This is a genomic window from Hymenobacter lapidiphilus, assembly GCF_003417065.2.
Lineage (GTDB): Bacteria > Bacteroidota > Bacteroidia > Cytophagales > Hymenobacteraceae > Hymenobacter.
On the sequence record NZ_QVLT01000012.1, the window covers coordinates 66,422 to 89,295 of the forward strand.

Annotated in this window: 23 protein-coding genes and 2 tRNA genes; 14 read left to right on the forward strand and 11 right to left on the reverse strand. The window is 60.7% G+C overall.

Annotation, left to right across the window (positions count from 1 at the left end):
* Positions 1-27: 27 nt before the first annotated feature.
* The 4 genes from D0N36_RS09145 to mutS form a co-directional block, all read right to left on the reverse strand.
* Positions 28-110: transfer RNA gene (locus D0N36_RS09145), tRNA-Leu, on the reverse strand.
* A 4-nt stretch (positions 111-114) separates the two neighbouring features.
* Positions 115-609 carry an HNH endonuclease signature motif containing protein gene (locus tag D0N36_RS09150; RefSeq protein WP_116941091.1) on the reverse strand — a complete coding sequence of 165 codons (495 nt, stop codon included), beginning with the start codon at positions 607-609 and terminating at the stop codon, positions 115-117.
* A gap of 48 nt (positions 610-657) precedes the next feature.
* Positions 658-733, reverse strand: a tRNA-Gly gene (locus D0N36_RS09155).
* A 227-nt stretch (positions 734-960) separates the two neighbouring features.
* On the reverse strand, positions 961-3,669 hold the full coding sequence (mutS, locus tag D0N36_RS09160; protein WP_242478860.1) for a DNA mismatch repair protein MutS: 2,709 nt from the start codon (positions 3,667-3,669) through the stop codon (positions 961-963).
* Positions 3,670-3,948: 279 nt separating this feature from the next.
* On the opposite strand from mutS, the gene D0N36_RS09165 reads away from it, so the two are divergent.
* From D0N36_RS09165 to D0N36_RS09180, 4 genes are all read left to right on the forward strand, one after another.
* Positions 3,949-4,491 carry an RNA methyltransferase gene (locus D0N36_RS09165; protein ID WP_116941093.1) on the forward strand — a complete coding sequence of 181 codons (543 nt, stop codon included), beginning with the start codon at positions 3,949-3,951 and terminating at the stop codon, positions 4,489-4,491.
* 152 nt (positions 4,492-4,643) lie between these two features.
* Complete coding sequence (locus D0N36_RS09170) at positions 4,644-7,343, forward strand: T9SS-dependent M36 family metallopeptidase (protein ID WP_116941094.1); 2,700 nt, start codon at positions 4,644-4,646, stop codon at positions 7,341-7,343.
* Between the two features lie 121 nt (positions 7,344-7,464).
* The gene (locus tag D0N36_RS09175; protein WP_116941095.1) at positions 7,465-7,881 is read left to right on the forward strand and encodes a hypothetical protein; all 417 of its coding nucleotides are present in this window, start codon (positions 7,465-7,467) and stop codon (positions 7,879-7,881) included.
* Positions 7,878-8,666, forward strand: coding sequence for a J domain-containing protein (locus D0N36_RS09180; protein WP_116941096.1), 789 nt, complete (start codon positions 7,878-7,880; stop codon positions 8,664-8,666). Before D0N36_RS09175 ends, D0N36_RS09180 begins: the two co-directional genes overlap by 4 nt.
* Positions 8,667-8,800: 134 nt before the next feature.
* Here the strand turns inward: D0N36_RS09180 and D0N36_RS09185 are convergent, their stop codons facing one another.
* Positions 8,801-9,289, reverse strand: a complete 489-nt coding sequence (locus tag D0N36_RS09185) for a YajQ family cyclic di-GMP-binding protein (RefSeq protein WP_116941097.1) — start codon at positions 9,287-9,289, stop codon at positions 8,801-8,803.
* Between the two features lie 131 nt (positions 9,290-9,420).
* Between D0N36_RS09185 and D0N36_RS09190 the strand changes: the two genes are divergently transcribed.
* Positions 9,421-9,909, forward strand: a complete 489-nt coding sequence (locus D0N36_RS09190) for a GNAT family N-acetyltransferase (protein WP_116941098.1) — start codon at positions 9,421-9,423, stop codon at positions 9,907-9,909.
* 68 nt (positions 9,910-9,977) lie between these two features.
* The gene (locus D0N36_RS09195) at positions 9,978-10,445 is read left to right on the forward strand and encodes a PaaI family thioesterase (RefSeq protein WP_116941099.1); all 468 of its coding nucleotides are present in this window, start codon (positions 9,978-9,980) and stop codon (positions 10,443-10,445) included.
* A gap of 140 nt (positions 10,446-10,585) precedes the next feature.
* Here the strand turns inward: D0N36_RS09195 and D0N36_RS09200 are convergent, their stop codons facing one another.
* The 3 genes from D0N36_RS09200 to D0N36_RS09210 form a co-directional block, all read right to left on the reverse strand.
* Entirely contained in the window at positions 10,586-11,611 is a 1,026-nt protein-coding gene (locus D0N36_RS09200) for an NYN domain-containing protein (RefSeq protein WP_116941100.1), read from the reverse strand.
* Positions 11,612-12,225: 614 nt separating this feature from the next.
* Positions 12,226-12,966 carry a metal-dependent hydrolase gene (locus D0N36_RS09205; protein WP_116941101.1) on the reverse strand — a complete coding sequence of 247 codons (741 nt, stop codon included), beginning with the start codon at positions 12,964-12,966 and terminating at the stop codon, positions 12,226-12,228.
* Positions 12,967-13,123: 157 nt separating this feature from the next.
* Positions 13,124-13,336 (reverse strand): hypothetical protein, encoded by a 213-nt coding sequence (locus D0N36_RS09210; protein ID WP_116941102.1) that lies wholly within the window; start codon positions 13,334-13,336, stop codon positions 13,124-13,126.
* Positions 13,337-13,558: 222 nt separating this feature from the next.
* Between D0N36_RS09210 and mfd the strand changes: the two genes are divergently transcribed.
* The 5 genes from mfd (at position 13,559) to D0N36_RS09235 (ending at position 18,529) form a co-directional block, all read left to right on the forward strand.
* Positions 13,559-17,107 carry a transcription-repair coupling factor gene (mfd, locus tag D0N36_RS09215; protein WP_116941103.1) on the forward strand — a complete coding sequence of 1,183 codons (3,549 nt, stop codon included), beginning with the start codon at positions 13,559-13,561 and terminating at the stop codon, positions 17,105-17,107.
* Positions 17,108-17,248: 141 nt separating this feature from the next.
* Positions 17,249-17,641, forward strand: a complete 393-nt coding sequence (locus D0N36_RS09220) for a hypothetical protein (RefSeq protein ID WP_147320813.1) — start codon at positions 17,249-17,251, stop codon at positions 17,639-17,641.
* Positions 17,641-17,877, forward strand: coding sequence for a type II toxin-antitoxin system HicA family toxin (locus D0N36_RS09225; protein WP_116941105.1), 237 nt, complete (start codon positions 17,641-17,643; stop codon positions 17,875-17,877). The genes D0N36_RS09220 and D0N36_RS09225 overlap by 1 nt, the downstream gene beginning before the upstream one ends.
* 80 nt (positions 17,878-17,957) lie before the next feature.
* Positions 17,958-18,095 carry a hypothetical protein gene (locus tag D0N36_RS09230; protein WP_190242594.1) on the forward strand — a complete coding sequence of 46 codons (138 nt, stop codon included), beginning with the start codon at positions 17,958-17,960 and terminating at the stop codon, positions 18,093-18,095.
* Positions 18,096-18,184: 89 nt separating this feature from the next.
* Complete coding sequence (locus D0N36_RS09235) at positions 18,185-18,529, forward strand: hypothetical protein (RefSeq protein WP_147320814.1); 345 nt, start codon at positions 18,185-18,187, stop codon at positions 18,527-18,529.
* Between the two features lie 245 nt (positions 18,530-18,774).
* On the opposite strand, the gene D0N36_RS09240 is transcribed toward D0N36_RS09235, so the two are convergent.
* Together D0N36_RS09240 and D0N36_RS09245 are read right to left on the reverse strand one after the other, a co-directional pair.
* The gene (locus D0N36_RS09240; protein ID WP_116941107.1) at positions 18,775-19,122 is read right to left on the reverse strand and encodes a DUF5615 family PIN-like protein; all 348 of its coding nucleotides are present in this window, start codon (positions 19,120-19,122) and stop codon (positions 18,775-18,777) included.
* A complete protein-coding gene (locus D0N36_RS09245; protein WP_116941108.1) occupies positions 19,119-19,340 on the reverse strand; it encodes a DUF433 domain-containing protein in 222 nt (73 codons plus the stop codon). The genes D0N36_RS09240 and D0N36_RS09245 overlap by 4 nt, the downstream gene beginning before the upstream one ends.
* A gap of 454 nt (positions 19,341-19,794) precedes the next feature.
* Here D0N36_RS09245 and D0N36_RS09250 point away from each other — a divergent pair, with 454 nt between their 5' ends.
* Positions 19,795-20,445 carry a hypothetical protein gene (locus D0N36_RS09250; protein WP_116941109.1) on the forward strand — a complete coding sequence of 217 codons (651 nt, stop codon included), beginning with the start codon at positions 19,795-19,797 and terminating at the stop codon, positions 20,443-20,445.
* A 284-nt stretch (positions 20,446-20,729) separates the two neighbouring features.
* On the opposite strand, the gene D0N36_RS09255 is transcribed toward D0N36_RS09250, so the two are convergent.
* The gene (locus tag D0N36_RS09255; RefSeq protein ID WP_116941110.1) at positions 20,730-21,269 is read right to left on the reverse strand and encodes a fasciclin domain-containing protein; all 540 of its coding nucleotides are present in this window, start codon (positions 21,267-21,269) and stop codon (positions 20,730-20,732) included.
* A 267-nt stretch (positions 21,270-21,536) separates the two neighbouring features.
* Here D0N36_RS09255 and D0N36_RS09260 point away from each other — a divergent pair, with 267 nt between their 5' ends.
* Both D0N36_RS09260 and D0N36_RS09265 read left to right on the forward strand, forming a co-directional pair.
* Entirely contained in the window at positions 21,537-22,103 is a 567-nt protein-coding gene (locus D0N36_RS09260; RefSeq protein WP_116941111.1) for a hypothetical protein, read from the forward strand.
* Complete coding sequence (locus D0N36_RS09265; RefSeq protein ID WP_116941112.1) at positions 22,100-22,726, forward strand: OmpA family protein; 627 nt, start codon at positions 22,100-22,102, stop codon at positions 22,724-22,726. Before D0N36_RS09260 ends, D0N36_RS09265 begins: the two co-directional genes overlap by 4 nt.
* Positions 22,727-22,874: the final 148 nt, after the last annotated feature.

The following is a 22,874-nucleotide window of genomic DNA, read 5'->3' on the forward strand; positions in this document are numbered from 1 at the left end:
CGCGCTTGCGGGGCTGCTTTTTAAGAGTACCAGAGACGGGATTTGAACCCGTAAGCCCGTGAAGGCAAAGGTGTTTAAGACCTTCGTGTATACCGTTCCACCACTCTGGCTCAACTAGTTAGCCACTATTTTAGCTTGATTTTTACCCCGATAGTTGCTTATCTGTGCGTGGCAGTTTGGGCAAAGTAACTGCAAATTTTCTAAGCGGTGGTCATTGTTTGTTCCGTTGAGATGATGAAGCTCCAGCGGGATAGGTTGGCCGTTCCATTCCGTCAGGTTGCATACCTCGCACTGGCGCTCTTTCAATAGCGCTTTCAACAGCCGGTTTTTCAGGCCGTAGGTGGAATGGTACTCCGAGTTTTCCACCAGAATATCAGTCAGCAGCGTGGATTTACCGAATTTCTGGAACCTCTCCCCCTGGTTCCAACCCGCACCCGTCCAGTGGCTCGTATCCAGTCCTAAACGGGCCACGCGGGTATGCACCGTTTTGTAGTTGCCGCCGGCCGGCACCAAGCCGATGCGGCTCAGCACCTGCCGCACCGATAGGCTTTCGGCCACGGCTTGCCGAAATTCATCATCGGTACTCAGGCATTTGCGGGTGTTGGCCATACCGGCAAGAAACGAAAAAACCTGCCGGATGGGGCAGGTTTTTCGTGTTGGAGCGGGAGACGAGGTTCGAACTCGCGACCTCGACCTTGGCAAGGTCGCGCTCTACCAGCTGAGCTACTCTCGCTTGAGATTCAAACGCCCTGGAGCGTTTTGGTGTGACAAAGGTAGTACAGTAAGTTCTGAAGTCAAGCCCAGGGTCCAAAAAAACCGTTTGATTGAGGCCATCTGAGGGCTTTTGCTTTGATATTCAGGGAGAAATTTTTTTACCGTTTGACATTATAAGCCTTATCCACTAACCGCTTTTGGGGCCTCGCCCAGCTAAAAACAAGGCGAGGCTCCGGGATCAGCAGCTTATTTGCCGCCGCCAATAGCCAGCTTCAGCTCATTCAGCTTCAGCAGCGCCTCAATCGGGGTCAGCGTGTTCACATCGAGCTTCTCCAACAGTTCGCGCAGCTTTTCCAAAGCCGGGTCAGCGGGCTCGAACATGCTGAGCTGCAGGCTGGGGCGCGGGGCCGAATGCACGGCGGCAGCTGGCTGTGCTTTCGGACCAGCCGGCCGGGCGGGGGCTTCACGGCCGTTGAAGGATACTATTTTGCCACCGGCAGCATCGTCGTTGAGGCCCTCCAATAAGTCGTCGAACTCGGTGGGCTGGTCGGTTTCGACGCCGGTATTCGCCCGCTCCTGCTCTAGGTGATGCATGATTTCGTTGGCCCGTAGCACGACGGCGGTGGGCATGCCGGCCATGCGGGCCACGTGGATGCCGAAGCTGTGCTCGGAGCCGCCTTCGCGCAGCTTGCGCAGGAACAGGATGCGGTTGTCGGCCTCCTTTACGGCTACGTGGTAGTTGCGCACCCGCGGGCAGTCGGCAGCCAGCTGGTTGAGCTCGTGGTAGTGGGTGGCGAACAGCGTTTTGGCCCGCGCCCGGGGCGAATTGTGCAGGTGCTCCACAATAGCCCAGGCAATGCTGATGCCATCATACGTGCTGGTGCCGCGCCCGATTTCGTCCATCAGCACCAGGCTCCGGTCCGACAGATTATTGAGGATGGACGCCGTTTCGGTCATCTCGACCATAAATGTACTTTCGCCCTTACTCAGGTTGTCGGAAGCGCCCACGCGGGTAAAAATTTTGTCGATTACGCCCACGTGGGCGGCATCGGCGGGCACGAAGGAGCCAATTTGGGCCAGCAGCACAATCAGGGCCGTTTGGCGCAGCAGGGCCGATTTGCCGGCCATGTTGGGGCCGGTTATCACCACGATTTGCTGCTCGTCCTGGTCGAGGCGCAGGTCGTTAGGGATGTACTGCTCGCCGGGCGGCAGCTGGCGCTCAATTACCGGGTGGCGGCCGGCGGTTATGTCGAGCGTCGTGCTGTCGTCGACCACGGGCTTCACGTAGCGGTGCTGGCGGGCGGTGGCGGCAAAGGAGGCCAGGCAGTCGGCCACGCCGATGGCGCGGGCGTTTTGCTGCACTTGGGGCACGTACTCGGCGGCCGTCAGCACCAGCTCGGTATAGATGCGCTGCTCGATGATGAACAGCCGCTCCTCGGCATTCAGAATCTTCTCCTCGTAGACTTTCAGCTCCTCGGTGATGTAGCGTTCGGCATTCACCAGCGTCTGCTTACGAATCCAGGTAGCCGGCACCTTGTCCTTGTGAGAGTTAGTGACCTCGAGGTAGTAGCCGAACACCTTGTTATAGGCTACTTTGAGCGAGGAAATACCGGTTTCCCGAATAGCCTCCTGCTGCAGCTGGAACAGGTAGTCCTTGCCCGAACCAGCCATGCGGCGCAGCTCGTCCAGTTCCTCGTCAATATTATCGAGCAGCACGCCGCCCTGGTTGGTGAGGATGGGCGCGTCTTCCCGAATTTTGGCCTGGATTTCCTCGCGCAGTGTGGCGCATGGATTGAGCTGGTCGGCTAACTTCTGCAGCGCCTTGATACCCGAGGCGGCCAGCTCGTCGCGGATGGGGCCGATGGCCTCCAAAGCGCGGGCCAGCTGCAGCAGCTCGCGGGGGTTGATGCGGCGCACGGCCACCTTGGAAATCAGCCGCTCCAGGTCGTTTATCTGACGCAGATGCTGCTGCAGGTTTTCCAGCAGCTCGGGGGTTTGCAGCAGGGCGTCCACGGTGTCGAGGCGGCGCTGAATCTGGGCGGGCTCCTTGAGGGGCAGCACCACCCATTTGCGCAGCAGCCGCGCCCCCATGGGCGTAATGGTCTGGTCGAGGATGTCGATGAGCGGTACGCCGCCGGGGTGCTGGGCCTGCACCAGCTCCAGGTTGCGCACCGTAAACCGGTCGAGCCACACGTACTTATCCTCCTCCAGGCGCCCAATGCTGCCGATGTGGCCCACGTTGGTGTGCTTGGTTTCGGCCAGGTAGTGCAGCACGCAGCCGGCGGCCGTTATGCCCTCGCGCAGCCCATCAATACCGAACCCCTTGAGTGAGGTGGTGTTGAAGTGGCGCGTCAGCAGCTCGTGGCCGTAGTCGTGGCCGAACACCCATTCTTCGAGCGCAAAATGGCAGTAGTCGGGGCCGAAATGCTCCTCGAATTCGCGGCGGCTTTTCTTACAGAACAGCACCTCGGCCGGCTGGAAGTTCTGAAGCAGCTTGCCCAGGTACTCCACCGTGCCCTGGGCCACCAGAAACTCGCCGGTACTAATATCGAGGAAGCTGACGCCGGCCTCCTGCTTGCCGAAATGCACGGCGCAGAGGTAGTTGTTGGCGCGGCGCTCCAGCACGTTGTCGTGCAGGCTCACGCCCGGCGTCACGAGTTCCGTCACGCCGCGCTTCACGAGGCCCTTGGCCTGCTTGGGGTCTTCGAGCTGGTCGCAGATGGCCACCCGCTGCCCGGCCCGTACGAGCTTGGGCAGGTAGGTATCGAGCGAGTGGTGGGGGAAGCCGGCCAGCGGGGTTTCCGACGCCGTGCCCGCCCCGCGCTTGGTGAGCGTGATATCGAGGATGCGCGAGGCCGTCACGGCGTCTTCGCCGAAGGTTTCGTAGAAGTCGCCCACCCGAAACAGCAGCACCGCACCGGGGTAGGTTTGTTTGAGCTGCTGGTACTGCTTCATCAGCGGCGTATCGGCCACCGGGGCCGGCCCCAGTGTGCCGTGCGTGCGGACGGGCTTTTTCTCTTTAATGACTTTCAAATCAGTTACTGGTTGATAGTGGTATAGTTACCGATGTAGGGGCGGGGCTTGTCCCCGCCCGCCGGTCGCGCCGTTTTAACGATTTCGTTCGACCATGCAAGCGGACCAAACGGCGGGCGGGGACAAGCCCCGCCCCTACGGCAGCCACCCTGTCCAGCGTTCAACGCCCAACGCCCCGGCGGGCGTTCCTACCTTTGCCGGATGCGCAAACTCTCGATGGACGAACTGAACCGGCTGACGGTGGCCGACTTCAAAAATACGCGAAAATTCCCCCTCACCCTCGTGCTCGACAACGTGCGCAGCCTCCACAACGTGGGCGCGGCCTTCCGCACCGCCGACGCCTTCGCGGTGGAGAAAATCTGGCTCTGCGGTATCACCGGCCGCCCGCCCCACCGCGACATCACCAAAACGGCGCTGGGCTCCACCGATTCTGTTGCCTGGGAGTATGCGCCCACTACCCTGGAGGCGCTGCACCAGCTGAAAGCCGCCGGTTACCTGCTGGTAGCGGTGGAGCAAACCACCGAAAGCGTGCTGCTGGCTGACTTTGCCATTGAAGCCGACCGGCCCTACGCCCTGGTGATGGGCAACGAGGTGTTTGGGGTAGAGGATGAGGTGCTGGCATTATGCGACGCAGCGGTGGAGATTCCGCAGTTCGGCACCAAGCATAGCCTCAACGTGAGCGTGGCGGCGGGCGTGGTTCTCTGGGAATTCATCAATGGAATGAATCGCCAAAAAGCGAACTAATACGTTGCTGAATTGGAAATGACATAAAATGCCTGAATGTTTTTTAAAACTACGCTAAATAATAACCCGATTGGGCGTAAATTTGGAATCCAGAGTAGCCGCTATGGCCTACCTCTGTAGCTCCGCACTTAGTTACTATTTACACCCGCTTAATGAACCCAACTTTTACTCCTGCGGCCCGGGCACTGGCCGTTGCGGCACTGCTGGCCCTGCCGGGCCTGGCCGCCGCCCAAAACGTTACCTCCGACAACCGGGGTCTGCAGGCGCTGCAGAACCGCGCAACCAGCCTCGGCCTGGTAGCCACCGATGCAGCCGACGCGGCTATAACGAGCCAGTACACCGACGCCCGCAATGGTATCACCCACGTGTATTTGTGCCAGCGTGTGCAGGGCATTGAGGTGTACGGGGCCGTAGCCGACGTGCACCTGACGGCCGCCGGCAAGGTGGTAAGCCTGCACAGCAGCTTCCGGCCCGGCATTGAAGTACTCGCCCGCGGTGCGGCCCCTACGCCCGGCCTCTCGGCCCAGCAGGCAGTAGGAGCCGCCGCCCGTGCACTGGGCATGCCCGCGCCCGGCAACCTTACGGTGCTCAAGGCCGGCTCGGCTGCCGAGGGTATGGAGTTCAGCAACGGGGGCATTTCGCTGGATAAGATTCCGGCCAAGCTCATGTACCTGCCACTGGCCGACGGCTCGCTCCGGCTGGTGTGGGATGTAACGCTGGCCCCGCTCAGCGGCGACCATTACTGGAACGCCCGGGTAGATGCTTCCTCCGGCGTGCTGCTCGATAAGAGCGACTTCACCGTGTCGGACGATTTCAGCATGCTGAACCTGACGCGGCCCCTGACCCAGGCAACGGTTGCCGCCGCCATTAAGGCTACACCGGCCACCCCGGCCCGGCCTACGGCCGCGCCCAACAGCTACAACGTGTGGCCCCTGACAATTGAAAGCCCGATTCATGGTGCGCGGCAGGTGGTTACCGACCCCGCCGACCAGAAGCACTCGCCCTTTGGCTGGCACGATACCGACGGCGTGGCCGGCGCCGAGTACACGACCACGCGCGGCAACAACGTGCACTCCTACGACGATGCGCCCAACAACAATAACGCTTCAGGCACCAACTACAGCCCCGACGGCGGCAAAGACCTGATCTTCGACTATCCGTTTGATGATTCGAAGAACGCCCCTGCGAAGAAAAACCAGGACCTCGCCATCACGAACCTGTTCTTCTGGAACAACCTGATGCACGACGTAATGGCCCACAAAGGCTTTGACGAGGCCAGCGGAAACTTCCAGGCTAAAAACTACAGCGGCGAAGGCAAAGGTGCCGACTACGTGCAGGCCGAAGCGCAGGACGCTTCTACGGCTTCACCCGTCCGGCTCAACAATGCCAATTTCTCGACGCCCCTCGACGGCGGCCGCCCCCGCATGCAGATGTACCTGTGGGACCGTTCGGAGTTGAACGTGGCCGTTACCGCTCCCGCCGCGCTGGCCGGACCGCTGAACGCGCTGGAAGGCTCACTGGGCCGCAGCCTGCAGGCCGTAGGTCCCATTTCGGGTAAGCTGGTTGTAGCCGACGATGGCTCGGCCAAGCCCGAGCGCGGCTGCAACGCGCCGCTGGTGAATGCAGCTGCTATCAGCGGCAACATTGCCCTGATTGAGCGCGGTAAGTGCGGTTTCGCCCTGAAAATCAAGAACGCTCAGAATGCCGGTGCCCGCATGGTTATCATGATGGACAGCATTCCGAACTCCAACACGCTCACCCGCATGGGCGGCGCGGCCCCCGACAGCGTTGGCCTGCGGATTCCGTCGGTTTTCATCACTAAAAACGAAGGTGAGAAGCTTAAGATTGCAGCTCGCGCCGGCCAGGTGGTTACTATTTCTGCCTCGGGCGAGGTGTTTTACCGTGACGGTGACTTCGACAACGGTATTGTTGCCCACGAGTATGGCCACGGTATTTCGACCCGCCTGACCGGCGGACCCAACGTGAGCTGCCTCAACAGCTTTGAGCAAATGGGCGAAGGCTGGAGCGACTTCTTCGCGCTCTGGATGACCACCAAGCCCGGCGACGTGAGCACCACCGGCCGCGGCATTGGTACCTACGCCTCGTTCGAGGCCACTGATGGCCGCGGCATCCGGCCGACCCGCTACAGCACCGACATGCAAATCAACCCTGCCACTTATGCCCTGCTAGGCACCGGCAGCTACGTTACTGCTGCCGACGGGACCAACCCGGTACACGCCATTGGCTACATTTGGGCTACTACGCTCTGGGATTTGAACTGGGAGCTGATTGCTAAGCATGGCTACAACGCCGACCTGAAGTCTTCTACCGGCGGCAACAACATTGCCCTGCAGCTGGTGATTGACGGCCTCAAGCTTCAGCCCTGCCGTCCGGGCTTCATCGATGGCCGCAACGCCATTCTGAAGGCTGACTCGGTGAACAACAAGGCGGCCAACTCGGCTCTTATCTGGCGCGTATTTGCTCGCCGTGGCATGGGTTTCAGCGCCAGCCAGGGCAGCAGCAACAGCCTTACCGACCAGAAGATAGCCTTCGATATGCCAACCGTTGTGCTCGCCAACAACAAGCAGCTCAGCGCCGCTCTTCTCGATGTATACCCCAACCCAGCCAGCAACCAGGTACTCATTCGTACTCAGGTAAGCAGCTCGGTGCCGGTGCAGGTAGAGCTGGTTTCAGTGCTCGGACAGCGCGTGTTTACCCAGACTATTTCGGCGGCCCGCCTACAAAAGGATGGCTTGACGGTGAACACCTCCTCGGTAGCACCGGGCCTGTACCTGGTACGCCTGACCACCTCGGAAGGTACGCTTACCAAGAAGCTGCTGGTGCAGCACTAAGCACTGCCCCCGCTCATCGGTTGAAAAAACGCCCGGCAGCCTGCCGGGCGTTTTTTTTGTTGCTACAGGCACCACCCACAGCTGGCGCAACGCTCCGCTTCCTTCTTCTATCTTGCTCCCGATGCCCGACTTCCCTCGTCCCGATGCCGCCCTGCAGGCCCTGCGCCCTACTGTAGCCGCCGAAACTACTGCCCTTCCCGCTACGGCCGGCGACTTTCTGCACGCCACCCTGCGACCCGTGCTCAAGCTCCAGAACCCGCTGCTATTGGCTGTAGTGGCCGATTTTGTGCGCGACCACCACGTGCCGCTGTCCTCGGCCGACCCCGCCGACCGGCTCCGGCTGCTGACCGGGCTGCTGGGCCGCAACACCAAGCTACGCTACACGGTAGTGGGCCTGATAACCGGCCAGTTCACGCACGACGAGCTGGCGTTCTATCGTCAAAACCGCTCCGAGCTGAACCGCCGCCTGCTGGAGCTGGCCACCCGCCGGGTGCTGGACCAGGCCGAAGCCGTAGTGGCGCTGAGCTTGGCCCCATGAGCACGCACTACGCCACGCTGGGCCTGCCCGCCAGCGCTTCGAACGCCGACATCAGGCAGGCTTACCGGAAGCTGGTGTGGCTCACCCACCCCGACCGCACGCCCGACCCGGCTGCCCACGAGCGGTACCTAGCCGTGAACGATGCCTACGAGGTGCTGAGCAACCCCACCCGCCGCGCCAGCTACGATGCTGCCCTGGAGTGGCGGGCAACGCCTCGTGCCCCGGCCCCGCCACCTGCCCCGCATGCGCCGCAACGGCCCAGGGCCCACAGCCCGGCGGCCTGGCCCCGCAGGCCGCCTCCCCCCCCGTTGCACGTGCTGTATGCGAAGCAATTTGCGCGGGCGCTGCCGAAACTGCGACTGGTGGCCGTGGTGAGTGTACTTTTCGTGCTGGCCGTGGTGCTGGACTGCCAACGCTCGGAACGACTGCCAAATGAACGCGTCCGGGCAGTTGACTTCCACAGCAACAGCGGTTTCACGGTTTCCACTGGCACTGTTCTCATCCGGGGTCGGGCAAACGTGGATCTGGCGGTGGGCGACCTGCTGGACATAACCCGGACGCCCTGGTTGGGCAAGGTCCGGGCGATACGGGTGAAGTCGGGCGCGTCGCGCGGCACCCATATCACCATCAACACATTCCGGATGGTTTGGCTGCTTTCTGTAGTAGTGCTGGGCACGGCTGGCGCGGTACTGTCCGGCAGGCTTCGCCCCGACCAGGCTTTCTCGGCCGGCTTCGTCAATTGCGTCGGCCTGTTCTTCCTGGGCATCTGCCTGCTGATAATTTAGGAGCGGGGCCACACCCTTCCGCTTCGGTTCTGGTATGCGCAAAGCAAAGGGCCTTACCACACCAAACGGCCGTAGCAACGGCTCATTCTGGCACGGTAAGGCCCTCCAGCTGGCAACCAGCCAGATTCTCCTGCCTACTTCATGTTCACGAATTGCAGGGGCTGGCCGATGTCGGCGCTGCGGAGCACGGCAATGGCGGCTTGCAGCTCATCAATCTTCTTGGCCGATACACGCACCTGGTCGTCCTGCATCTGGGCCTCCACTTTCACCTTAGCGTCTTTGATGGCCTTGATGATTTTACGTCCCGCGTCTTTATCGATGCCGGCGCGCACTTTCACGGCTTTCTTCATCATGGTGCCGCTGGCGTGGGCTTCCTCCGTGAAATCGAGAGCCGTACCATCAATGCCCTGCTTAACGAGGCGAGTGAGCACGATGTCTTCGAGGGCCCGGATGCGCATGTCGTTTTCCGAGGTGAGGGTGATGACGTTCGTTTTCTTGTCGAGCTCGATGCCGCCCTTGGTGTCGCGCAGGTCGTAGCGGGTCTGGAGCTCTTTCTTGGCCGTATTCACCGCGTTTTCGAGGGTTTGCGGATCAACTTTACTCACGATGTCGAAGGAGGGCATAGGAAGAAGAAAAAATGAAGATGGGGTAAACACTGCCTCAACGCAGAAACAGGTGCCAAAGATAAGGGTGCGCCGCCGGCCGGCCGGCTAAGATAGCCTTTGCGCATTATTGCCGTATTTAGACGCCGCTCATGCCCATCATCACGCCCCACACGCCCGCCCACTGGGCGGCCTACTACCGTCTCCGCTACGAGGTACTGCGCCAGCCCTGGCAGCAGCTCCCCGGCTCGGAGCGCGCGCCCGACGACAACGCGCCCACCACGACCCACGCCTTGCTCCTGGCCCCCACCGACGCCACTCAGGCCATCGGTGTGGGCCGTCTGCATTGTTCGGCTCCGGGGCAGGGGCAGCTGCGCTTTATGGCCGTAGCGCCCGCCTGGCAGGGCGGCGGCATAGGCCGGCAACTGCTGGCGTACCTCGAAGCCGCCGCCCGCCAGCAGCAGCTGCACGAAATCGTCCTCCACGCCCGCGCCGAAGCCGTACCGTTTTACGAACGGGCCGGTTACACAGTAGTGGCCCCTTCCCACGTGCTTTTCGGCCGCATTCCGCACTTTCTGATGCGCAAGGAGTTGGTTAGCGGAACCAACGAAAGCCCGCAGATAACCGCTGTCAGCCAGTAGCCCAAAAACCGCTACAGATGCTGGCAAACATCTGCCTTTTCCAACTCACCCCACCCTGTTTCAGCCCCATGGATAGTCCGCTCGATATCAGTGCCCTCATTGCCACCTACAACCAAATCAACCACTACGGCCGCGCCAACGGCATGACGCTGCACGTCGACCAGCCGGGCAACATTCGCTACACCATGCGCGTGCTCGACGAGCACCTCTCCTCGCCCAACACCTGCCACGGCGGCGTACTGGCGGGCCTTATGGATGCGGCACTGGGCGCGGCGGCCCTTTCGCTGGCTTTTACGGCCGGCGAGCTGGTTTCTACGGTCGAGTTCAAGATGAACTACTTCCACCCGGTGTACCTGCACGACGAGCTGGAGGCCCACGGCAGCATCGAGCACACCGGCAGAACCTTGCTCGTAACCACCACCACCATCCGCTGCCCCAACCGCGACAACCTCGTAGTGGCCCGCGGCCTGGGCACCTTCAACCGCTACCCCGCCACCAAGCGCGACTTCCGCGACCTGCTGTTCCCAGGGCTTTAGCTGTTAGCTGTTAACTGTTAGCTGAAAAACGAAGAATGCCCCGTACTCAGCTGAGTGCGGGGCATTCTTTTAATTAGAGTAATTGATTTTCCCGAACAGAAGCTAATAGCTAATAGCGCTCAGCTAACCGCTCCAGAAAGCTACATCCGCTCGGGCGAGCTGGCCGATTCGTGCTCCTCGTGCTCGTCGCCGTAGTTATCATCGTCGTCATCGTCCTCTGCACCATCCGGAATTTCGGGGGCATCGACTTTGCGCACGTTGCGGGCACAGTCCTCGTCGCGGTGGTTGCGGCCCACTGTGAACTCCACCCAATCGCCTTCCTGCAGCTCGTTGAAGTCGCCCTCCGACATATCAGCGTAGCTGAAGAACAGGTTGTTGGGCGGCATCACCACGAAGCCGAAGCCGTTTTTGAGGTTTTTGATGGTGCTCATGCCTATAGTGCCAACCGGGCCGGCGGCCGTGGGGCCGGTGGGGCGCACGGGCTTGGTGCTGGGGAAAGCGGCCGGCTCGGGCGTGTTCACGAACAGCGACTCGATCAGGTCGTCGCCGTCGGTGAGACCCTGGTCGATTATTTCGTGCATCTGCACCGGGTACGTGGCCTGGTCGAGCAGCTGCTGCGAGGCGCGGGTAACGCGGTTCTCGCCTTTGAAATCGGTGTATTTGAAGTCCCAGTTGAGCAGCATCACGCGGGTGCCCACGGTGTTGAGCTTCTTGATGAGGGGCGCGTAGTCCGAGTCGCCGGCGATAAGCACCACTACATCGAGACTCTTGTGGATGGACAGCTCCAGGGCTTCGAGCGAAAGCCACACATCGATGCCCTTTTCCTGCAGACGGCCGTCGCGGGTTTTCAGGGGCATGTAGTGGGTGGCAATGCCCATGTTCATGAGGATATCGTCGAGCAGCCGGTCGTGGAAGAGGCGGTCCTTGTCGCGGGCCTCGGTGGCCGAGAGGCGGCCGCGGAAGAAGTGCGAGTCGATAATCTGGCTCAGGCGCACGTCCACGTCCTCTTCCTCGGCTACCTGATGACGGATAAACTCATGCAGGCCTTCGAGGCTGATACGGGCTTTACGGTCGTGCTGGAAGTAGTAGTAATCACTGATTTTCAGGAAATAATTTCCGTCATAAAAAATACCAATCCTGATCAGCGGGCTATTCATCTGGTTCATAAAGAAGTCTGGTTAAGCGCGAAAAAAGAAAGCGTAGCGGTTGTGGATGAGAGAGAGTGACTAACCGACTCCGTAGCCGAAGCCGGTGCAAAGGTACAGGTTGCGGAGGTTGCAGTAACGTAATAATCCATTGCAGCAACGAGGTGGCCGAATCTGCCATGAGCGAAGCGCAACAGTAGCGAAACCGCTCAACCGAACAGCCAGATGCCTGAGTGAATAACACCCGGCCATAAGGCTGGTTGTAAGGCAGCTACCGGAAACTGGTTGGTAGAAGTACTTATGAATTTATCACAAACTGCGGTGCAATACTAAAGCATAGCCGGCTTTTAAGCCAATCTACAGAATACTAATTTCTTAATATTACTTAGCTGACCGTAGCCGGCTGCCTTTATGGTCACTGGATTCTGCCGGCCTTTCCGGTTTAAGTCCAATTGTCATCCGTTCCTCCATTTTCCCCGCCGGCTGCGGGGCTTGTGGGCTGAACTGTACCGAAAGATACGTTTCAACAGTAGTCCGGGCCGTAAAATTCGGCCAATGGGCCAATTTTACGGCCCGGACTACTGTTGCAGCAAGCCAACTGCCGCACCAACCTGCAGCGCCGCCGGCCCGGCCACTTAAAACTGCAGCCGACTCACAATAAGGGCCAGCACCAGCACGGCGTAAGCGGTGCAGATGACAACTTCGAGCACGTTGCCGCTTTTGGAGCCCGTACGGATGAGCGGGATTCCCAGGCTCGTATCAACCAAAGGCATAAACCACTTGACGCCGGCCTTGGTGACCGAGTCGGCCAGCAGGTGCGACACGTAGCCGCCCCCCGCGAACAGCGCCACGCCGTGCCAGCCCAGGCTCTGGTTGGCCAGGTGCCCGATGTAGGTCCAGGCGGCGGCGGCCCAAAGCGTGTGGGTGTAGGTGCGGTGGCTGGTGAACGGGGCCAGGGAGATAAAGCAGCCCAGCATGCTCAGCCACACGAAGCCGGTGTAGAGGCCCGCCACCACCGTGCACAGCCCCGTAAAGAGCAGCGCCAGCTTGCGGGTCGAGTCGCCCTGCATGGCGGCACCTACCAGCCCGAAGGCCAGGGCCACCGTGAAGGCCAGCCGCCGGTCGGCGCCGGGTGTGAGCTGCCACTGGGCGTAAGCGGCTACCACGGCGGCCACTAATACAAAGGCCCAGCGCACGTAGTTCTTGGCGAAACCGAGGCGCTTACTGAGTCGGGAAGCGGGGTGGTCAAGGTCGGGGGCCAAGGCCGAGAAGCCGGCCAACGCAATACCGGCCGGCGAGAACGGCACGCCCGGCACGAGGCCCGCCACGGCCACGCCGGTAATCAGGCCAATGGCCAGGTGAGAAGAACCGCGCAATTTTTATTGAAGAGTGATTAGTGATGAACGGAAACGCTTGTGATCCTGACGAAGGAAGAACCTTATCACGTTAGAGTATTCTATTAAACAGGTAGTTCGAAGGTAATAAGGTCCTTCCTTCGTCAGGATGACAGACGGGTTCACTTGCCAACGCTCACTAAAAACTGCCGCTGCTGCCTTTCAGGCCGCTACGCAAGCCTTGGACTTCGTTTTCGAGGTGGGCCAGGCATTGGCGAAAGGCGTCTTCCGCATCAGACTGCTCCTGGGCGGGCAGGGGGCCGTCCTGCTGCACGTGCTCGCAGATAAGCCGCAGCTGCTGCACGATGCCGTTCCACTCTTCCTGGTCCTGCGGTGGTTGCTTGTCTACCATAGCTTTACGTGCGGGGTTGTGCCCCGGTGCCGCGTGAAGAGGGAAGGTACGACGGGAACCGGCAAAAGCTGCGGAAACTTTCCGGGGTCGGCATTGGTATTGACTAGCGCGCCGCGCGCGCCATGTGCCCGTACTGCCCGACCGGTTTTGCTCCCGGCCGGGCTTCTACCGTTGCCGGCCGTACTACTTTTGCCTTCCGTTTCGCTTTAGCCGCTCCGCCCTTTGCAGGTTTCCGACTTCCTCAAGCTCTACCTCCTCGACCCCACCGTGCTGACCGTGGGCGCCCGCCTCAACCCGGTCACCCGCCGCTCACTCGGCAAGGCGGCCGACAAGCCCGAGGCCCCCGCCCGGCTGCATCTGCGCGGCCTGGTGGGCTCGCAGGATGCCGTACTAGCCGCGGCCCTGCACCACAACTACCCCCAGCAGCCCCAGCTCTTCATCCTCCACGACCGCGACGAGGCCGCCTACTTCCTGGCCGACCTCCAGCACCTGCTGCCCGACGAGGAACCCTTAATGTTCCCCAGCTCCTACAAGCGCCCCTACGCCTTCGACGAGACGGAAAACGCCAACGTGCTCATGCGGGCGGAAGTGCTCAATCGGCTGAATACGCGGACCCAGAATGAGGCATCTTCCCAGGCTCCGGCCAAAGCTTCCGCCGCGGCTGCTACTGCTAAAGCTTCGCCCAACCAGCTTGCCGGGGCGGACTCGGCGGACGCTCCCGCGCTGAAGGAGAAGGAGCTAACCGGCGCCCTCATCGTCACCTACCCCGAGGCCCTGTTCGAGAAGGTTATCAACAAGAAAAGTTTGGTGGCCAACACGTTTATCGTGAAGGTGGGCGACCGGCTGGATGTGAACTTCATCAGCGAGATGCTGGCCGAGTACGACTTCGAGCGGAGCGACTTCGTGTACGAGGCGGGCCAGTTCGCGGTGCGCGGCGGCATTGTGGACATCTTTAGCTACGCCAACGAGCTGCCCTACCGCATCGAGCTGTTCGGGGATGAGGTGGAGACGATTCGCACGTTTGACCCCGAGAGCCAGCTTTCGGTGGACAAGAAGAGCCAGGTGAGCATCATTCCCAACGTGCAGACCAAGCTGCTGCAGGAGACGCGGGAGGCCTTCCTCGACTTTATTCCGGGCGATACGGCCATTTGGGCCAAAGACCTGCGCCAGACGCTGGACGTGGTAACCGAGTCGTTTGAGCGGGCCGAAGCCAACTTCCAGCAGCTGATGGCGGGGGCCGCGGGCATGCAGATTGTGAGCAAGCCCGAGGATTTGTTTGAGTCGGGCAAGAGCTTTAAGAAGCTGCTGGAAGGGTTTGCGGTGGCCGAGTTCGGCAAGCGGTTCTATTTCAAGACCGGCGAGGATTTCCAGTTTACGGCCAAGCCCCAGCCCAGCTTCAACAAGGACTTCGGGCGGCTGGTGAAGAACCTGCACGAAAACCAGCTCAACGGCTACACCAATATTATTGCGGCCGAATCGGTGCGGCAGGCCGACCGGCTACGCACGATTTTCGACGAGCTGGACAACAACGTGCAATTCCAGCACCTGCTGATGGGCCTGCGCGAGGGCTACATCGACGACACGCTGAAGCTGCTCGTGTACACCGACCACCAGCTGTTCGAGCGGTTCTACCGGGCCCAGGAGGGCCGCAAGTTCTCCAAGAAAAAAGCCCTGACCCTCAAGGAGCTGCGCACGCTGGTGCCTGGCGACTACGTGACTCACCAGGACTACGGCATTGCCCGGTTCGCGGGCCTCACCCAGGTCGAAATCAACGACCGGATGCAGGAGGCCATCCGGCTGATTTACCGCGACGATGACGTGCTCACGGTCAGCATTCACGCCCTGCACAAAATTGCCAAGTACTCGGGGGCCGAGGGCACGCCGCCCACCATGAGCAAGCTAGGCTCGCCGGAGTGGGAAAACAAGAAAAAGGCCGTCAAGAAGAAGGTGAAGGACATTGCCGCCGAACTGATTCGGCTGTATGCCAAGCGCAAAACGGCCCCCGGCCACGCCTTCGCTCGCGACTCGTTTATGCAGGCCGAACTCGAATCGAGCTTCATTTACGAAGACACCCCCGACCAGGGCAAGGCCACCGAAGACGTGAAGCACGACATGGAGCAGCCCCACCCCATGGACCGGCTGATATGCGGCGACGTGGGCTTCGGCAAGACGGAAATAGCCATTCGGGCCGCGTTTAAGTCGGTGGCCGATGGCAAGCAGGTGGCCGTGCTCGTGCCCACCACCATCCTGGCCATGCAGCACTACAAAACGTTCCGCGAGCGGCTCTCCAACCTGCCCGTGACGGTGGAGTACGTGAACCGTTTCAAGAGCACCAAGCAGATTAAGGAGACGCTGGGCCGGGTGGCCGAGGGTAAAACCGACATCCTCATCGGCACCCACCGCCTCACCAACAAGGACATCAAGTTCAAGGACCTGGGCCTGCTCATCATTGATGAGGAGCAGAAGTTCGGCGTGAAAACCAAGGACAAGCTCAAGGAGCTGAAGGTGAACGTGGACACGCTCACACTCTCGGCCACGCCCATTCCGCGTACCCTACACTTCTCGCTGATGGGCGCCCGCGACCTGAGCGTGATTGCCACGCCCCCGCCCAACCGCCAGCCAGTGCAAACCGAGCTGCACGTGTTCGACGAAACCCTGATTCGCGACGCCGTGGCCCGCGAGGTGAAGCGCGGCGGGCAGGTGTTTTTCGTGCACAACCGCGTGAAGGACATCGAGGAAATGGCCGCCATGATTCTGCGCCTCGTGCCCGATGCCCGCATCACCTACATTCATGGGCAGATGGAGGGCGACAAGCTCGAAAAGCGCATGATGAAATTCGTGGATGGCGACTACGACGTGCTGGTGAGCACCAACCTCATCGAAAGCGGCCTCGACATTGCCAACGCCAACACCATCATCATCAACCGCGCCCACATGCACGGCCTGAGCGACCTGCACCAGATGCGGGGCCGCGTGGGCCGCTCCAACAAAAAGGCCTACTGCTACCTGCTCACGCCCCCGGTGGCCGGTTTGCCCTCCGATGCCCGCAAGCGCCTGAGCACGCTCGAAGAATTCTCCGACCTCGGCGACGGTTTCAAGGTGGCCATGCGCGACCTCGACATCCGGGGCGCGGGCAACCTGCTGGGCGGCGAGCAGTCGGGTTTCATCAACGATTTGGGCTTCGAAACCTACCACCAGATTCTCGACGAGGCCGTGACCGAGCTCAAGGAAACCGAGTTCCGCGACCTGTTCCTCGGCGACCCCACCCAGCGCCTGCAGCAGGCCGCCGCCACGGCCGGCCCCCAGGAGTGCAACATCGAAACCGACCTGCAGGTCCTCATCCCCGACAGCTACGTAAGCAACGTGTCGGAGCGGCTGCAGCTCTACAGCAAGCTCGATCGGGCCAAAGGACCCGAGCAGCTGCGCAAGCTGCTGGCCGGCATGGTCGACCGCTTCGGCCCCATGCCCGAGGAGGTCGAGCAGTTGGCCGACATCGTGCGCCTGCGCTGGCAGGGCCGCCACGCCGGTTTCGAGCGCCTCACCTACAAGAAGAACGTGCTTAAAGGCTACATCGCGGCCGAAAACAACGCGGCCTACTTCCAGAGCGACACTTTCGGCAACATCCTCTCCTACGTGCAGACCCACCCCAACTCGGCCAGCATGAAGGAGCGCAAGCAGCAGCTCGTCCTCAGCCTCGAAAACGTGACCAGCGTGGCCGCCGCCAAACGTCTGCTCAGCGAGCTAGGCAGCGAGGAGCCGGTGGGGGTGTAGCGCGAAGGAGCGAATGTGCTCCTGCTTTTGTTGCCTACTAGCTGACAACAAGCGGACGCTGGTGGATATCATCCCTATCCGCGGCTGCTTGTTACTTCGTCCGGCAAATTGTAGCTTGCTCTACTCACACCCCTACAAATCGTGGCACAACTCAAATACCGGGGCACCTTAGCAGGCCCAAACGGCAAAATGATGGAAGTAGGCTTATCCCTGCTTTCCTACCGCGACGAGGACTTGCATGTCATCTTCTCACCCGCGCTGGATATGTTCGGCTACGGCCATACTGAGAAGGAAGCCCGGAACTCCTTCGATGAGACGCTGGAAGAATTCATCCGCTACACCGGCAATAAGCAGACCTTACAGAACGAGTTGGTTCGCCTGGGCTGGAAAGCAGCCGGCCGGGCCAGTAAGCGCACCTATAAGGCTCCCGAGTTTAGCCGTTTGCTTCGCCAGAACGACCAGCTTCAGGATATAGTAAACCACAAGGATTTCCGGAAATATGACCGGAAGGTGGAGTTGCCGGTGCTGGCCTGATGACTATCAAGACGCTTCGTAATGTGAGCATTCGCGACTACCGCACGTTTCTGGAGCGCGTGGGCTGCCAATGCATCCGGACCAAGGGCGGCCACGAGCACTGGACCCGCAAAGACCTTAACCGGCCGCTCACTTTCCAAACGCATATCGACCCCGTACCGGAGTTCATTCTCAAAAACGGCCTTCGGACGCTGGGCATGAGCAAAGAGGAGTTTTGGGCTACGCTTGAACAGTAGCAAAGCTCAAAGGCTACATCGCGGCCGAAAACAACGCGGCCTACTTCCAGAGCGACACCTTCGGCAACATCCTCTCCTACGTGCAGACCCACCCCAACTCGGCCAGCATGAAGGAGCGCAAGCAGCAGCTCGTCCTCAGCCTCGAAAACGTAACCAGCGTAGCCGCCGCCAAGCGCCTGCTCAGCGAGTTAGGCAGCGAGGAGCCAGTAGGGGTGTAATAGCGGAAATTCACGAAATATATAGGCACTTCGACTACTGTCGGAGTACCTATTTTTATGCGCACCCATTTTACCTAACTGCCATGCCCTTGATGTCACAAGATGAGCTACGTCGACTATTCATGCCTGAGGCAGTAAGGGGTGAAGCTATAGTAGCATTAGCAAGGACATTGGCAGCAGCGGCCAAAGTAAATTTCGTAATGCCCCGTCTCCATATGTACGACGTTTATAGCACCAGACTTGACCTGTCACGGAAGGTAACTGGGGACTGGTATGAAGGCCTTGCCGAAACGGTACAGTCGCTGGAAGAAAGCCAGCTGACAGAAGTTCGGCTCATTGAAACAGAACTGGCAGAAGGTGATTGTATCCTCTTCACTGACCCAGCTATTGACAAGGTGCTGGGAGTTATTTATTTCAACGAAAAAATCGCCTAATTCAGTCTGAAAATGAGCCTTATAAATAGCTCAAACCCATACAGAAATACTGAAAGCTAGGCGAAGTATTTCTGTATGGGTCCAGATGCGGAGCAATGGTTTCGGCCCACTCCACTTTGGCTTTGCCGGCGCGATAATAACCGCCCTACCACAACCCACGCCACCGCGTTTCCTAGGGGTCGGTAAGGGCGCGGCTAAACAAACCCGTAACGCGGCAAGTTGGGGCTACCCTATACGAAGTTTGGCTACCGACGCTCCCCGTATAGGGTCAGGCAGTGCGTGTCTGTGTCGGGGGCCAGCTCGGCTACTATCGTGGCTTGGTGCTGCCGCAGCAGCGTGGCCAGGGCGGCAGTGGGCAGGTTGCCTACCCGCAAGAGGAGCACTTTGGGCGGGGCTCCGTAGAGCGTGCTCAGCTCAATAAAGTCCTCGTCATGGGTCACGATGATGAAATCGTGCTGCCGGGCGTACTCCCAAATCAGACGGTCGGTTTTACCCAGCAGCCCCAACCGCCGCACCTGTTCCGAGCAGGGGAAAGATTCGGTCAACAGGGCCACTACCCGGTAAGAAATGTTCTCGTCGAGCAGCAGTTTCATCCGGCAATACGCAGGTACCGTTCCCGGTCGGCGGCATAGAGCAGGCAGGCCTGAATCTGATGTTGCGTCAGCTCCGGGAAGTCCTCCTGAATCTCCGCTATGGTTTGGCCGTGGCCCAGCCAGCCCAGCACATCGGCCACGCTGATGCGCGTACCCGTAATGCACGGCCGCCCGAAGCGTACTTCGGGGTTGATAGAAATATGCGCGTAGTAGTCCATACGAAAGAGGGCTTTCCCAAATATGCCGAATATTTCCTAGCCGCCAGTCGGGACTGTCACTCCGCCACTTCATCAACAGCCGTTACCACCTCGCCAGCGGGGCTGGTTGAACCTGTCGCGCCGCACACGCAACCTACTACACGGCCATTCGAACCTATAACGCGGCGTATTGAACCCGTAACGCGGTCAATCCAACCCATAACGCGCGCAATCGAACCCATAACGCGCGCAATCGAACCCATAACGCGGCCGGACGAACCTATAACGCGGCCGAATCAAGCTGCTACGTAGGGTTTCGATGCCGCCACGCGGGCCGGCGACCCTACCGCGTGCATCAGGGCTGAAATATAGTGGAGCCTCCCAGCGCTACCTTCTCCACTATCCTCTATATTACGCCGACAAACTCCCTAACCCTCATACCCTTATAAACAATATCCAACGGGCGAAGCTGGCGATGCTCCAAGCCACCCTGGCCGTGCTCGACCAGCACGCCGCGCTCTACGCCACCAACAAGGCCCTCGGCAAAGCCCACGACGAGCTGGCCGCCCTCGTCGCGGCCCTCGACCCCACCGCCGACCGCCAGCGCAACGCCGCCACCCCCGCCCAACCCGGCGCCGTGAAAAAGCAAACCAAGCAGCTGCTGGCCCGCCGCGCCGCCGAAGTCGCTGCCGCCCTGCTCGCCCTCGCCGACGAGCGCGACGACATCACCCTCCACACCGACGCCGACTACACCGAAAAGCAGCTCCTGCGCCAACCCGATGCCGACCTGCTCCGCATCAGCAGCAACCTCCACGCCCGGGCCACCGAGCACGCCAAGCCCCTCGCCCAGCAGGACGTCACGCCCCAGGAGCTCACCGACCTGAGCGCCGCCATCAGCACCTTCCAGCAGGAGCTCACCACGCCCCGCACCACCATTGCCACCGGCAAGGCCCTCAAGCAGCAAATGTCCGCCGATCTGCGCCAGGCCAACAACCTGCTCCGCAGCCGCATCGATAAGTACCTGCTGCGCTACCAGCGCCCCCAGACCGCCTTCTACTCCGCCTACCAGTCGGCCCGCCAAACCATCAACACCGCCGCCCGCTCCCCCAAGTCCCCAGCCATATAGGGCATAACCAGCAGCTAGTTTTAGAAGCTGTTTGCAAAGTCAACAGAACGTCATGCTGAGCTTGTCGAAGCATCTCTACCGCTTCGTTGGATGACTGCTACGAAGCGGTAGAGATGCTTCGACTTCGCGGACGCCAGATAAAGCATGACCTTCTGTTGACTTTGCAACCAGCTTCTTAGCTTCCTGGTCTGCCACGCAAGTCAGCGTTGGTGCCAACCAGCCCCCGACCCCACAAAAAAAGGCCGCCCGAATCGGGCGGCCTTTTTTACGCTGAATTCCGGCGCTTATTTGGCGGGCATCAGCACGGTATCAATGGAGTGCACCACGCCGTTGGTGGTCTTGATATCTGCTTTCGTGACGGTGGCCTTGCCACCTTTGGCATCCGTGAGGGTCACGGTGCCGTCTTTCATGCCCACGGTCAGCGACTCGCCCTGCACCGTCTTCACTACCTGACCGTCCTTGAGGTCGGCGGCCATCACGTTGCCGGCTACTACATGGTAAGCCAGCAGGTTGGCCAGTTTCTTTTTGTTGGCGGGCTCCAGCAGCGTGTTCACGGTGCCGGCGGGCAGCTTGTCGAAGGCCGCGTTATCGGGGGCGAATACCGTGTAGGGGCCGGCGCCCTTGGCCTGGTCGGCGAGGCCGGCGGCACCCAGCGCCTTAAGCAGCGTGCTGTGGTTGGGCGAAAGCGCCGCGCTGGCGGCCAGGTCTTTGCCGGTCGAAGCCGTGGCAGCAGGAGAAGCCATGGTTTGGGCCGAAGCCACGCCGGTTGCGCCTACATACAGTAGCCCGGCCAGCAGAAGGGAGAACAATGGTTGCTTTTTCATAGGAGTTTGGAAGGAGTTGGGGATTGGTGAAAGGTTGGGTGCCAAAGCACGCAGTCGTTTTCAACAGCTGGCAGCCAGGATTGTCGCTGATTGCCAAAATCTTGTAAATGAAGCAGTAAGCCTGTTCCGGTAGCTTCGGCTACCAGCCCGGCCCCGCCGGCCGTTTTTTAGCCGCCTTCCGATTCTGGTCTGCTCCGCCACTACCGGCCGCCGCTAACCCGCAACGCATTGGTGCCGTACCGATAAGCTTCACTACTCCCCTATCCCATGCAAAAGTCTCTGTTTGTCGCCGGCGCCTTCGCCCTGAGCTTAGCCGCCTGTAGTCCGGAAAAAACCACCGAAACCACCACCCCACCGGTAGCCACCGCCCCAACGCCCGCCACCCCCGCCGATGCTTCGGCCGGCGTCGAGCGAGCCGAAGTGGCCGCGCCGGCAGCGCCCGCTACCCCGGCCCTAGCTACTCAGCCCGGCCCCAGAGGCAGCCAGGTAGCCCTCACCAAAGTGCGCGTCATCGGCGACATTATGACTGTGGAGCTGCAGGCCTCCCTGCCTCCCACCATGGATTCCAACAGCGAAACCGTGCGCGCCGACATCGATCAGGTGTCCTACATCGACGATGCCACCGCGCGCAAGTACAACGTGCTCAAAGACCAAACCGGCCTCTACATGGCCCTGCCGCTCGACTACAGCAAAAAAAGCGTGTCGGTGAGTGCGCGCAAAGCCGGCCCGGGCATCATGACCTTCAAGTTTCCGGCCCCGCCCGCTACCAGCAGCACCATTTCGCTAAGTCTGCCGGGTATGGGTTCCTTCGACGGTATTGCTATCCAGCGATGAGCTGCGCCCTCAGCCCGGTCGGACTACTGCTAACGGTGCTGCTGGCGGCGGGCTGCTCCGACCAGCAGCCCGCCGCCAACACGGCCCCGCCCGGCCAGCCCCTCACCGGCACCGGCAACGCGCCGGTTGGGTCGGTCCCGCCGGCCAGCTCGGCTCCCGCTGCCCCCTCCCCCCGCCCCGATCAGGGCCAGAAGCTCACCGGCCAGGTTAGCGACTTATCTGGCGCGGCCAGTGAGTTGGGCGGCAAAATGACCGATATGGGTCTGGTTATCAACTTCGATACCGATATGCTCTTCGACTTCGACAAAGCCGACATCAAGCCCGGCGCGCTACCCAAGCTGGAAAAGCTGGCCGAAGTAGTGAAACAGTACACCAAGAGCCGCGTCGTCATCAACGGCTACACCGATGCCAAAGGCGACGATGCCTACAACCGCATCCTCTCGCAGCGCCGCGCCCAGGCCATTGCCGATTGGCTTAGCCAGCACCAAGCCGGTACCGCCGGCCAGCTCCAGGTGCAGGGCTTCGGCGAAACCAACCCCATCGCCCCCAACACCAATCCCGACGGCTCCGACAACCCCGAAGGCCGCCAGCAAAACCGCCGCGTAGAGGTCATCATCTCGTAGCGCAGCAACCCGCCCAACAGGGCGCCCTGCTATGCCCGTCATAGCAGGCGCCCTGTTTGATTTCCAGAGGACTGCCATGCTGCCGTTTAAGTAGCACTCGGTTGTTTTACCGATATGCCAGCGCCCGGCAGAGCTACCGAAAGCTGAC